Annotated in this window: 11 protein-coding genes; 2 read left to right on the forward strand and 9 right to left on the reverse strand. The window is 63.2% G+C overall.

Features of this window, described 5'->3' with window-relative positions; genetic code table 11:
- Position 1: 1 nt before the first annotated feature.
- From AC1ROT_RS21690 to AC1ROT_RS21710, 5 genes are all read right to left on the reverse strand, one after another.
- Entirely contained in the window at positions 2–445 is a 444-nt protein-coding gene (locus tag AC1ROT_RS21690) for a response regulator (protein ID WP_493001589.1), read from the reverse strand.
- A 461-nt stretch (positions 446–906) separates the two neighbouring features.
- Positions 907–1440 (reverse strand): MarR family winged helix-turn-helix transcriptional regulator, encoded by a 534-nt coding sequence (locus tag AC1ROT_RS21695; RefSeq protein WP_493001591.1) that lies wholly within the window; start codon positions 1438–1440, stop codon positions 907–909.
- Complete coding sequence (locus AC1ROT_RS21700; RefSeq protein ID WP_493001593.1) at positions 1440–2741, reverse strand: TRAP transporter large permease; 1302 nt, start codon at positions 2739–2741, stop codon at positions 1440–1442. The genes AC1ROT_RS21695 and AC1ROT_RS21700 overlap by 1 nt, the downstream gene beginning before the upstream one ends.
- A gap of 2 nt (positions 2742–2743) precedes the next feature.
- Positions 2744–3226: a TRAP transporter small permease gene (locus AC1ROT_RS21705; protein ID WP_493001595.1), complete on the reverse strand. Its 483-nt coding sequence runs from the start codon at positions 3224–3226 to the stop codon at positions 2744–2746.
- Positions 3227–3297: 71 nt separating this feature from the next.
- Positions 3298–4341 carry a TRAP transporter substrate-binding protein gene (locus AC1ROT_RS21710; RefSeq protein WP_493001597.1) on the reverse strand — a complete coding sequence of 348 codons (1044 nt, stop codon included), beginning with the start codon at positions 4339–4341 and terminating at the stop codon, positions 3298–3300.
- Positions 4342–4518: 177 nt separating this feature from the next.
- Here AC1ROT_RS21710 and AC1ROT_RS21715 point away from each other — a divergent pair, with 177 nt between their 5' ends.
- Both AC1ROT_RS21715 and AC1ROT_RS21720 read left to right on the forward strand, forming a co-directional pair.
- On the forward strand, positions 4519–6678 hold the full coding sequence (locus AC1ROT_RS21715) for a thiamine pyrophosphate-dependent enzyme (protein WP_493001599.1): 2160 nt from the start codon (positions 4519–4521) through the stop codon (positions 6676–6678).
- A gap of 2 nt (positions 6679–6680) precedes the next feature.
- Positions 6681–8189, forward strand: a complete 1509-nt coding sequence (locus AC1ROT_RS21720) for an indolepyruvate oxidoreductase subunit beta family protein (protein ID WP_493001601.1) — start codon at positions 6681–6683, stop codon at positions 8187–8189.
- A 46-nt stretch (positions 8190–8235) separates the two neighbouring features.
- Here the strand turns inward: AC1ROT_RS21720 and AC1ROT_RS21725 are convergent, their stop codons facing one another.
- The 4 genes from AC1ROT_RS21725 to arfB form a co-directional block, all read right to left on the reverse strand.
- Entirely contained in the window at positions 8236–8892 is a 657-nt protein-coding gene (locus AC1ROT_RS21725; RefSeq protein ID WP_493001602.1) for a thioredoxin family protein, read from the reverse strand.
- A complete protein-coding gene (locus AC1ROT_RS21730) occupies positions 8889–11036 on the reverse strand; it encodes a protein-disulfide reductase DsbD family protein (RefSeq protein ID WP_493001604.1) in 2148 nt (715 codons plus the stop codon). The genes AC1ROT_RS21725 and AC1ROT_RS21730 overlap by 4 nt, the downstream gene beginning before the upstream one ends.
- A gap of 78 nt (positions 11037–11114) precedes the next feature.
- A complete protein-coding gene (locus AC1ROT_RS21735; RefSeq protein WP_492973184.1) occupies positions 11115–12218 on the reverse strand; it encodes a lipid A deacylase LpxR family protein in 1104 nt (367 codons plus the stop codon).
- A gap of 100 nt (positions 12219–12318) precedes the next feature.
- Positions 12319–12741, reverse strand: a complete 423-nt coding sequence (gene arfB / locus AC1ROT_RS21740) for an alternative ribosome rescue aminoacyl-tRNA hydrolase ArfB (RefSeq protein ID WP_492973185.1) — start codon at positions 12739–12741, stop codon at positions 12319–12321.
- Positions 12742–12887: the final 146 nt, after the last annotated feature.

Raw genomic sequence — 12887 nt, forward strand, 5'->3', positions numbered from 1 at the left:
GTCACGCAGTCTCGGGCACCTGCATCACCATGAAGAACATGCCCAGTTGGCGTATCGCCTGGGCAAAGTTCTCATAGTTTACCGGCTTGGTCACATAAACATTGCAACCCAAATCGTAGCAGCGTTGAATTTCCTGTTTGTCATCGGTCGTCGTCAGCACCACGACCGGCATGCGCCGCAGGCCCTGATGGTCCTTGACCTGCTTGAGAATATCGACGCCCGACATATCGGGCAGATTGAGGTCGAGCAGGACCAGATAGGCACCGCCATGGCTCCCGGTATCGCCGTCACCGACGCTGACAAGATACTCCAGGGCCGGTCCGCCAGAAGCAAAATGCACGATCTCGTTGCTGACGCCGGCGCGGCGGATGTTCTTCTCGATCAGGCGCGCATGCCCGTCGTCATCCTCGATCATGATGATCGTTACCGCTTTCTGCTCACTCATGCGTCGCCCCTGCTCCATCGCTGCCGTGCAGGCATCCCAGACACTCGCCTTTGCACAGATGACTCCTGAACCGCATTCCGTTCTGATCCGGCCTTTCCGGTTGTCGTGTCGGATGCCGAAAGCGCACGATCACGAGCACCCAGGCAATTTCTGAACCCCGGCAAGGCGGAACAGACGTGAGATTATGCGACGACCAAGGCCATTCTACTGCGACGGTTGTCCGCAGCCCGACTTGAAATGCGTTCGATACCGGCCGCAGGACGCCAATCCGATATCCTGTACTATTCGGCATATAATTCAGGATGTTGTCAATTGGATCGGTAACGATTTGTTCTGGGCTTGTACAGCCGATCTCAGAACGGAAAAGTTGAGTGACACCGCCGCGCCATACCACCGGCAAATATGCGCCACAGCGGGTCAGGAGCGGAAATCAGCGGATTACCAATCAAATCCGGACCGGATCAATCAACCGCTTCGCTGCCCAGTCCTTTGGCCATTTTTTTCAGCAGACGATTGAGCGTGCTGCGCTCGGCCGGCGACAGCATGGCGACGATGTTCTTTTCATGCTGCATCACCTTCACCATCAGGTCGTTCAGCAGGGCCTCGCCGGCCGGGCTGAGCGACAGGGCATAGGTGCGGCGGTCGTTGGCGGTGCGATGCCGCAGGACCAGGCCCTTGCGTTCCAGCTGATCGAGCGCCGGTGTCAGCGTGGACTTGTCGACGCCCACCCCGCGGCTCAATTCGGTCTGGTTGATGCCGGGATTGGCGCGCAGCAGCACCAGCAGACTGAAGCGCCCGGGCGTCAGCCCGCCCATGCGCCCGGCCAGTGCCGCGCCGACCACATCGATGAAATTTTCGAAGACCGCGACCTGGGCGATGCGAAGGTTATAGCCATAGAGGCCGGTCAGCGGGCCACGATCCAGCCTGCGCACCGTCGTCTCGCGCTTTGCGACACTGCTTTCCGCGTCAGCCGATGACAAGACCTTGCGCGCCATCAGTTCATCTGACTGGGGAGATAGAGCGCGATGGCGGGGAACAGGACCAGCAGGACCAAGCGAATCAGATCGACGACAACAAACGGCATGACGCCTTTATAAATCTGCCAGAGTGGAATGTCGCGGGCGATGGAGTTGATGACGAACACATTGATGCCGACCGGAGGCATGACCATGCCCAGGGTGGTGACCATCACAATGATGACGCCAAACCAGATCGGATCGAAACCCAGCTGCATCATCACCGGATAGATGATCGGCACCGTGACCAGGATGATGGCCAGTTCATCCATCAGGGCGCCGAGGATCAGATACATGATCAGGATCAGAGTTAGCACGCCATAGGGACCGATCGGCAGGCCGGTGAGGAAATCGCTCACCTTCTGCGGCGTCTGGGTGATGACCAGGAAGTAACCGAACAGGAAAGCGCCGACCACGATGGTGAAGATCGAGCCGCCGGTGCGCACCGCGTCGATCAGGCTTTCCTTGATCTGAATCCAGCCGAGCCGGCGGCGCAGGATACCGATGATCAGCGCACCGCAGGCACCGCAGCCGGCCGCCTCCGTGGCTGTGAAAACGCCGCCATACATGCCACCGACGATGCCGGCGAACAGCAGCACGGTCGCCCAGATATCGCGGAGCGATTCGAATTTCTCGCGCCAGCTGAATTTCGGACCGCGCGGCAGCCAGTCCGGTCGCCACCAGCCCATCACCTGGATCGTGATGATATAGAGCACCACCGCCAGCAGACCGGGCAGGATGCCGGAAATGAACAGCTTGCTGATATCCTGCTCGGTGAGGATGCCGTACAGGGCAAAGATGACCGACGGCGGAATCATGATCCCGAGCGTGCCGCCGGCGGCGATCACCCCGGTGGAAAAACCGGGGTGGTAACCGCTGCGCCGCATTTCCGGCAGCGCCACATTGGTCATCGTGGCCGCCGTGGCGACCGAAGAGCCGTTGATGGCGGCAAAGCCGGCGCAGGCCGCAACCGTGGCCATGGCCAGACCGCCGCGACGATGGCCGAGCCAGGCCTCGCTGGCTCGGAAGAGTTCCCGGCTCATGCCGGCCGCCGTGGCGAAACAGCCCATCAGGATAAACATCGGGATGACCGCCAGATCGTAATCGGTGGCAACCCGGATCGGCGATTGCGCCAGCAGGTTCAGTGCCGGATAGACCGCTGCCAGCGTGCCGAAACCCCCAATGCCGACAATAGCCATGGCAATGCCGACCGGCACCCGCAGCACCATCAGCACAAAAAGAATCACGAAGCCGGCAACGGCAATGACGTCCTGCTCCACGATCAGACTCCCCTGCCGCCGGTCGACGGCGATCCAACCAGCAGCCGGAACAGACGCAAAGCCAGAAGGATGGTGGCCAATGCAATGCCGAGGGCCGCTATCGCATGGAAGGGCCAGACCGGCATGCGCAGATCGAAGGTCTGCTCGTTGCTGGCATAGACGCTCATCACCTTGCTGTTCAACATCCAGGCGAACAGGACCATGAAGATCAGCGTGATGAAGGTGGCAAAAATGTCGATCAGGCGTTTGCCCCAGGCTGGCGCCATTTCCCAGAAACCGTCGACCTGGATATGGCGGTTATGAAAGCCGGCAATGGCAATGCCCCAGAACATGGCCGTGCCCAGCAGCAGGCGGGAGAAGTCGAAGGTATCGGGGATGCTGTAATTGAACAGCCAGCGGACCATGACGGCCACAAAGGTCAGAACGGCAATGGCGCCGAGCAGCAGGCCGGCGATCAGCTCGACCCTGTCAATAAATCGGGACATTCCGGCACCCCCCACCCCGTCAAAAAAACCGGCCGCGGCCCGATCTGCCGCGGCCGGATACTCGTGTCGGCTCAGAACGCGGCTGCGTTGCGCTTCTTCAGTTCGGCCTTCAGTTCGCCGAGCGCCTGCTCGCCGTTGATACCGACCTTCTTGGTATCTTCATACCAGGCCTTGGTCATCTCGTCGCTGATCTTGCCCCAGGCGGCCTTGTCGGCATCGCTCAGCTTCACGCCTTCATGACCCGGCAGCGCCAGCATCTTGGCCTTACCGGCCGCTTCCGCGTCCGACCAGGGGCTATTCAGCTTTTCCGACCATTCCGACGTGCAATGGTCATCGAACGCCTTCTTCTGACCGGCCGAGAACTTGCCATAGGTTGCCTTGTTCATCACCAGCACAAAGTTGCTGATATAGAGCGGCGCGTCGAGATGGTATTTCACCGCCTTGTCGATGCCGAAGATGAACATGCTGTCCCACGGGAAGGTGATGGCATCGGCCAGCCCGCGCTCCAGTGCATCGCGCGATTCCGGCGCCGTCACCTGCACATTGGTGCCGCCGGCCAGTGTGACCAGACGCGCCACCGTGGCATTGCCGGGACGGATCTTGTGGCCCTTCACATCGTCGGGGCCGGCAATCTTGATCTTGCTGTGGAAGGTGCCCGGGTCATGCACGAAAGTCATGCAGACCTTCACATCGCCCATCTCCTTCTCGGCATATTTGCGATACCAGGTGTCGATGGCGGCCGAACCGCTCTTGCCATTGGAAAACAGGAATGGCAGTTCGCTGCCGGCGATCACCGGGAAACGACCCGGCGTGTAGCCCGGATTGACATAGGTCAGGTCAGCGACGCCATCGCGCGCCATGTCGTAATGGTCTTTCGCCTGGCCAAGCTGCTGGGCCGGGAAAATCTGCGTCTTCACCGTGCCGTTGGTCGCTTTCTCCAGAGAGTCGCCCCAGGTCTTGAAGGACGGATGCAAGGGATGCGCCGGCGGCAGCCAGTGCCCCAGACGCAGCGTGACCGCCTTGTCCTGCGCGGCGGCCGGGGTCGCAACCGGCAATGCCGCGATCAGCCCGAGTGCTGCGACCGCACAGGCATAGAAATGCTGTTTTAACGCCATTGTTTGTTTCCTCCGCTTGCAGGCAGCTCTCATTGACGGAGCTGTCCCTTTTTCATCTGCATAAAAAACCTAGCAGTCCGGCCCCGATGCTGTCCACCCGATTTTGTTGGACGCCAAACTAATTCCTTGACGACCGGAATGCTGCGGTGCAGATTTCGCCCAAGTGGGAGGACAACGATGGAACGCTCTTTTGCCAAGGAGATTGAATCCTTACGTCTGGGCGATGGCGACACCTTCCGGGGCGAAGGCATTCTCGCCGTCACCAAGGCTTTGCTGCAGTCCGGCGTGTCCTATGTCGGCGGCTACCAGGGTGCGCCGGTGTCGCATCTGGTCGACGTGCTGGTGCAGGCCCAGGACATCCTCGACGATCTCGGCATCCATCTGGAAACCTGCACCAATGAAGCCTCGGCGGCCGCCCTGCTCGGCGCCTCCATACATTACCCCGCCCGCGGCTGTGTCACCTGGAAATCCATCGTCGGCACCAATGTCGCCTCCGATGCCTTGAGCAACCTCGCCTCGGCCGGCGTCACCGGCGGTGCGCTGATCGTCATCGGCGAGGATTACGGCGAAGGCGCCAGTGTGATCCAGGAGCGCAGCCACGCCTATGCGATGAAGTCCTCCATGTGGCTGCTCGATCCGCGGCCCGATCTGCCGACCATCACCAAAAGCGTGCAGGATGCCTTCGAGCTTTCCGAAATCTCCAATACCCCGGTGATGCTGGAACTGCGCATTCGCGCCTGCCATGTCACCGGCAGTTTCCCGGCCAGGAACAATGTCCCTGCGAAAGTCTCGCGCAACAGCCGCCTGCCGGGACCGTCCACCTTCAATTACGACAAGCTGGCGCATCCCCCCGCCACCTTCATGCAGGAAAAGCTGAAGCTGGAGCAGCGCCTGCCGGCGGCACGCAGGTTCATCCTGGAGCGCGGCCTGAATGAGGTGATGCCGGGCGATCTGTCCGAGATCGGCATCGTCGTGCAGGGCGGCCTGTATAATGGCCTCAACCGTGCGCTGATGAATCTTGGCCTGGCCGATGCCTTCGGCAACAGCCGTGTACCAACCATGGTGCTCAACGTCACCTATCCGTTGGTCCCCGAGCAGCTGACCCAGTTCTGTACCGGCAAGCGCGCCGTTCTGATGATCGAGGAAGGTTCGCCCGAATATATCGAGCAGACGCTGCACACAGTCCTGCGCCGGGCCGACATCAACACACGCGTGCATGGCAAGAACATGCTGCCGGCAGCCGGCGAATACACCATTGAGGTGCTGACCCGTGGCCTGCTCGCCTTCATCAAGGCCGAGCAACCCGCTGTCGATGTTGCCACGCCGGAAACCCGGTTTGAGGCGGCACTGGATAATCGCAAGACCGCCCAGGCCCTGATCGGCCCGAACCTGCCGCTGCGCCCTCCCACCTTCTGCACCGGCTGCCCCGAACGTCCGGTCTTCACCGCGATCAAGCTGGTCGAGCGCCAGATCGGCAAGGTGCATGTCGCCGCCGATATCGGCTGTCATGCGCTCGCCACCTTTGCACCCTTCAGCCTTGGCCATTCGATCCTCGGCTATGGCATGTCGCTGGCCTCGGCGGCCGGCGTCGGCCCGATGATGAACACGCGCTCGCTCGCCATCATGGGCGATGGCGGATTCTGGCATAACGGCGTGCTGTCCGGTGTCGCGTCTGCAATGTTCAATCGTGGCGATGGCGTGCTGGTCATCATGCAGAACGGCTACACATCGGCCACCGGCGTGCAGTATATCCCCTCCTCCGCCGGCAACCGTCTCGACGGCCTGGCCAGCGGTTCGGATATCGAAAGCACACTCAAGGCCCTCGGCGTCAAATGGGTGAAGCGCCTGCGCTCCTATGGCCTGAAGGACATGACGGCCAATCTGAAGGATGCGCTGACCACCGCCGGCAAAGGCCTGAAGGTGATTATCGCCGAGGGCGAATGCCAACTGGCGCGTCAGCGCCGCCTGCGCAGCGACGAGGCAAAGGCGTTGAAGTCCGGCGAGCGCGTGGTACGCACCCGCTTCGGCATCGACGACAGCGTCTGTACCGGCGACCATTCCTGCATCCGGCTCAGTGGCTGCCCGTCGCTCACCATCAAGCCCAATCCCGATCCGTTACGCACCGATCCGGTGGCAAGCGTCATCAGCAGCTGCGTCGGCTGCGGCCATTGCGGTGAGGTCGCCCATGCCGCCGTGCTCTGCCCTTCCTTCTACAAGACCGAGATCATCCATAATCCCGGCTGGTGGGACCGCCTCAGCGACCGCCTGCATCGCAGCGTGATCGGCTGGCTCGGCGGCAAGCCGACTTCAGCACCGCAGATCGCGGCGGGGGAATAGCCATGACCTCCCCCACCCGTCCCATCTGCATCCTGATTGCCGCCATGGGCGGCGAAGGCGGCGGCGTCCTGACCGGCTGGATCACCGACACGGCCGAGAAATTGGGCTATCCGGTGCAGGCCACCTCCATTCCGGGCGTCGCCCAGCGCACCGGCGCCACCACTTATTACATCGAACTCTGGCCAGAACAGACCGACCAGCGCCCGGTCATGTGCCTGAACCCGATGCCGGGCCAGGTGGACGTGATGATCGCCAGCGAGTTTGTCGAGGCCGGCCGCGCCATTGCCAATGGCTATGTCTCGCCCGACCGCACGTTGCTGATCGCCTCCACGCACCGCGTCTTTGCCGTCGCCGAGAAAAGCGCCATGGGCGATGGCCGTTACGACACCGGCAAGCTGCTGCGCGCCGCCAGAGATTTCTCGCAGCAGACCATCCTGTTCGATATGGACCAGGCGGCAAAAGACGCCGGCTCGATCCTGAATGCCGTGCTGCTTGGCGCGCTCGCCGGTTCCGGTGCGCTGCCGATCCCGGCTTTCGCCTTCGAAGAGGGTATCCGCGCCGAAGGCAAGGCGGTGGAGAGCAACCTCTCCGGATTCCGCTTCGGTCTCTCTCATGGCCAGGGCGAACTGGCCGAACGGCAGGCCCGCGCCGCCGCGTTGCCGCAGGTGGCCTCTGCCGGCGCCCTGGCTGACCGCATCGGTCAATTGCCTGATGCTGCACGCCGCTTCGCCACCGAGGGTGTGAAACGCCTGATCGATTATCAGGGCGAGGCCTATGCCGGCCTCTATCTCGACCGTCTGGACAGCATCGCCAAAGCCGGCGATGCCCAGCTCACCGCCGAGACGGCGCGCCATCTGGCGCTGCGCATGAGCTTCGAGGATGTGATCCGCGTCGCCCAGCTTAAAGTGAAACCGGAACGCTTTGCTGCCATTGAGCGCGAAACCCGCGTCAAAATCGGCCAGCCCTATGCGGTGGCCGATTTCGTCAAGCCCGGCATCGAGGAAATCGCTTCGCTGCTGCCGCCGGCACTGGCGAAATGGATCATCGCCCTCAGCATCCGCCGCGGCTGGATCGAGACCGTGCATTTCGGCATGACCGTGCAGTCGAACCGGCTGGGCGGCTATCTGCGCTTCCGCCTGCTGGCCGGCCTGCGCCGCTGGCGTCCGCGCAGCTTCCGCTACCATGAGGAACAGCAGCGTATCGAAAACTGGCTCGACCTGATTGGCCGTGCTGCTGCAAAGGATATGGCGCTGGCGCGCGAGATCGTCGACTGCGCGCGGCTCATCAAGGGCTATGGCGATACTTTCAAGCGCGGCGCCGGCAATTTCGAAAAGATCCGCGACTGTGTGATTGCTCCGGCACTGGAGGGCCGCATCCCGCTGGCGCAGGCCGCCGATGCCGTCGTGCAGGCGCGCACCGCTGCTTTGGCTGATCCCGACGGCAACAGCCTGAACAACACCCTGGCTGATTTCGAGGCGAGCCTCAGATCGTTGCCGCAGGCGGCAGAATAAAAAAAGGGCGCCCTGCGGCGCCCTTTCTCGTGAACCACCCTGCCGGTTACGACGTGGTGTCGTACTTCACCGTGCAGCCGTAGGGTCGCGAGGTGGTGGTGGCCACCGCCTTGCCCTGCGCGATATTGGTCAGCGCCGCATCGACAAAGTTGTTCGCACCCTTGAGGTCATCCACGCGGGCCGACGGCTTGTCGTCGATGCCGCCGGCATAGGCCAGCTTGCCATCAGCCGAGATCACATACATATGCGGCGTCACCTGCGCACCATAGGCGCGGGCGATCTGACTCTTCGGATCGAGCAACACAGCCGAGGGCGACGCGCCGCGATCAGCCGTCAGCTTGTTGGCCTGCGCCGCATCCACATAGCCCTGTTCACCGGCCGGCGAGGAAACGATGGTGAGCCAGACGACATTCTGCGCCGTCCACTTCTTCTGCAGGCCCTGCATGTTGGCACTGCTGTAGTGCTTCTTCACGAAGGGGCATTCGTGGTTGGACCACTCCAGCACCACGGTCTTGCCCTTCAGGTCTGCGAGCGACACCGTCTTGCCGTTTGTATCCTTGGCGCTGAAGGCCGGAGCCGGCTGGCCAACCTGCACGCCGGAGGCCAGGCTGAGCTGCGGCAGGGCGAAGGCGAGAGATGCGGCCCCGACCAGGCCGGCGGAAAGCAGGGTACGTCGAGCAACAGTCATGCGGGGGGTGGTCATGGACGAGCACTCCTTGTCTGGTTGGGAAGAGACGCGGTTTGCAAAGACTGGTCGCGCGAACCGACGCGATCCAGCAGGCTCAGGTGATCCAGCACGATGGCCGGGGTGAGAATCTGCGGCAGCACGACGGTCTGGCCGTTGGCATAGAGCAGGTAGAGCGGCACGCCGCTGCGGCCGTTCTGCTCCAGGATTTTGGTGATCTCGGGATCCTGGTTGGTCCAGTCGCCCTTGAGATACGTGATGCCCTTCGCACGGAAGGCATCCTGCACGCTGTCGCTGCTGAGCGCCGTGCGCTCGTTGACCATGCAGGTGATGCACCAGGCCGCCGTCATGTTGACGAAGACCGGTTTCTTCTGTGCCAGCAGCGCATCCAGTTTCGGCCGGCTGAAGGCTTCGGCGGTCTGGCTGCCACCTTTCTCTGCCGGCTGCGCACCAGCCAGCGCCGGATCGCGCGCCACGCCGACCAGGGCAATCACGGTGGCCAGGATGGTGGCAATGGCCGCACCCGAGGCAATGCGGCCATTCAGGCTGTAGAGCCAGGCGGCAGCGGCCAGCAGCACAAGACCGAGCAAGGCTGCGAGCAGGCCGGTCTGGCCGACCTGCTGGCTCAGCACCCAGATCAGCCAGGCCACAGTCGCATAAAGGGGGAATGCCAGCGCCTGCTTCACGCGTTCCATCCACAGGCCGGGACGCGGCATGCGGTCGGCCAGTTGCGGGATCAGCGTCAGCAGCAGGAAGGGCAGCGCCAGGCCGAAACCGAGCGCCAGGAAAATCGACAGTCCCACCGCAGACGGCTGGGTCAGGGCAAAACCGATGGCGGCGCCCATGAAGGGTGCTGTGCAGGGCGTGGCGACCACAGCGGCCAACACCCCGGTGAAGAACGAACCCTGATAGCCGCCACGCTGCGCCAGGCTGTTGCCGATGCCGGCGAAACGCCCGCCGATATGGAACACGCCTGACAGACTGAGGCCCATGACAAACAGCAGATAGGCGAGCAGCGCCACCACCACCGGCATCTGCAGCTGGAAACCCCAGCCGATCTGCGCACCAGCGCTGCGCAGGCCCAGCAGCAGTCCGGCCAGCAACGCGAAGCTGGCCAGCACGCCGAGCGTATAGGCATAGCCGTGGCGGCGCAGACGCACCCTGCCCTCACCGGCATGACCGACCAGCGCCAGAATCTTGATCGACAGCACCGGAAAGACGCAGGGCATCAGGTTGAGCACAATGCCGCCGAGCAGCGCCAGCAACGCCGCCTGCGTGATGGCAGCCCAGTCCATCGCCATCGGGGCGGCACCACCGGCTGTAATCTCGGTGAGTTCGAACGCCTGACGCTGCTGTGTGCCGCCGGTGTCTTCGGTCAGCACCAGCAGGCCGCCGGTCCTGTCGGGCAATGTCGCAGCCGCATAGGTGCTGCGCTTCAGCCGCAGCGACAGCCCCGCGCTATCGATGGCCAGCGTCTGCGGTGCTGCATGTTCGATCAGGGTTTCGCTGTCGGGCAGAAAAGCGGCGCTGCGAATCCGGTCGGGCTTAAGGCCAGGGACTGCAACGCGCAGGACATACCCTTCGGCAGAGGTTTCGATCCGTGCCGCCCACGGCGATGGCTGTGCAAGCTGCGCACGCGCCGCCTCAAACAGCGCCGCGTTGCCGCCGCCCCCATCCGGCAGCGCCAGCGACAGGCTGGCTTCGCCGGGAATGCATTCCTTCTGGCAGACCAGCCAGTTCACATCGGCCTTCAATGTGACGTCTGCCGGCAGCGTCTTGGGCGGGGTGATCTGCGTGAGCAGCGTGACCTCGCCCTCGTAACCGTAGTTGACCAGATGGGCGATGGGAATCTGTTGCGGCACCGGCCAGACAATCGGCCCGGCCGTGAAGCCCTCGGGCAGGGTCCAGGCGATCTCGGTCGCAAGGCCGCTGTCGCCCGGATTGCGCCAGTAGGTATGCCAGTGCTCGGCCATGCGCAGGCGCACACCGACCCAGAAAGGTTCGCCGCCGCGCAACAGCTTCGGCTCGGCGATCAGACTGGCCTGGACCAGATCACTGCCGCTGAGCGCCCTGGCGGGCGTGCCAACCAGCACCAGTCCGATCAGGACCAGTGCCATGAAAACGGGGGGCGTAAGCAGGCGGAAAAATCCGGAACGACGCATGACATAAAAATCCCGTAAAACGCTGCGTCAGGCAAGCGCTATCGGCTCACAAGGCCGCGAGCCGCACCGGGGTTTTGCCTAGAATTTCACCGACATTGAGAAAGCGCCGAACTGGTCGCTGGCATCCTGGCCGACATATTCGCGCGTGCGCAACACATGGGTATAGGCGAGACGCACACCCTCGATCACCACAGCGAGGCCGAACTGGGCATCGCCGACGAAATTCTCCTTCTCCACACTGCGGCTGTTGGTGAAGGTATTGCCATCCAGGAAGATGTTGCGCGCCACCGCGCGGCCGTCAACGCCGGCGAACAGATACCAGCCGAAACCGCCCGGCGCGCGCTCGAAATAACCAGAGCCCGGCAGGCTGGGCTGCACGCGCGGCGGGCCGAAATCAGTCGGCAGATTCTGGCCGAAGCGCAACATCGCACCGGTATTGGCATAGGTGTAGACGTTGCCCAGTGCGGCACCCGCATGCGGCGTCGCATCGATGGCGAAGTCAGCCGGCAATTTGAATTCCGGCGACTGCCAGCTGCGCTGATAGGTCAGTTGCAGGGTCGGCTCGTTCTTGAGCTGGGTATCCCAGCCCTGCGCTTCAGGAGAGTCGACAATGGAATGGATGAAATCCTGCGTCTCATGGGCGCCGGATGCCGGACCGACCATGCCGATGCTGACCAGCATCTGATCCAGCACGTTGTTGGTGCGCGCCACCAGACCGACCGAGCCGTAAAGCCAGCCGGCATAGGGCCGGTCGCCCTGCGGCGGATTGCGCTGCAGCTTGTCGGTGGCGGTGTACATGTTCTGGCCGATGGCGTATTCGACGCGGATGTCGCTGTGCCAGCCGAACATCGGCACCTGCACTGCGGCCTCGCGCAGCCAGGCCGGCTCCTCGCCTTTCGGCGTCATGTAGCTGGCGCGCACACCGCTGGTGTAGCGCCGGTCGGTTTCATAGAAGAGGTCGTTCTCCACCACCAGGCTGAAGATGCCGGGTTCGGGCGGCTTGGGCTTTTCCGGCTGCACGGCGGGCAGTTCCGGGGCCTGCTGCGCCGAGGGCGGCGGCGGCATCGGCTGCGCCTCCTGCTGCACCGGCGCCTGGGCCATCTCCTGCGCCAGAGCAGCAATGGGCGCAGCACAAACGGCAAGGCCGGCGGCCAGCAGCAGGAAAGGTCGGCGATCTGTCATGGGGAAAACAACGCGGCTGAGTGACTGGGGAAAAGCGGCAGGCCCGCCCCTCTTGCCGGGCGATTATGGCATGAACGCGGCAGGACATGGTTCGTTACCATCAATCGAAGCCCGGTTTGCTGCGCCGCAGGTCCTTGACCGTCGAACGCTTGCCCTTGGATTCCAGCCGGCGCTTCTTCGAGCCGAGCGTCGGCCGGGTCGGCCGCCGCGCCTTCGGCACGATGGCGGCCTCGCGGATCAGGCCGAGCAGCCGGTCGAGCGCATCGGCCCGGTTGCGGTCCTGGCTGCGGTGCTGCTGGGCGATCAGGATCAGCACCCCGTCATTGGTCAGCCGGCTGCCGGCCAGCTTTTCCAGCCGCATACGTACGTCCTCAGGTAGGCCGGGCGAATTGCGCACGTCGAAGCGCAATTGCACGGCGGTCGAGACCTTGTTGACATTTTGGCCGCCGGGACCGGAAGCACGGATGAAGGTGGTCTCGATCTCGCGCGGGTCGAGGCTGATGCGATGGGTGACGCGAATCATGGGCGGCAGGCTAACCGTCCGGCCCGGCCTTGCCCAGCGCAGCGGTCCGTTCGGGTGTGGTTTGCCGGCACGGTTACCAGTGCTTCAGGCAGGCTTATTTCTTCTTATTCGAGTCTTATTCGACCGCTATTGCCTCCTTATTCGAG

Source organism: Ferrovibrio sp. GW821-FHT12E11 (assembly GCF_058806975.1).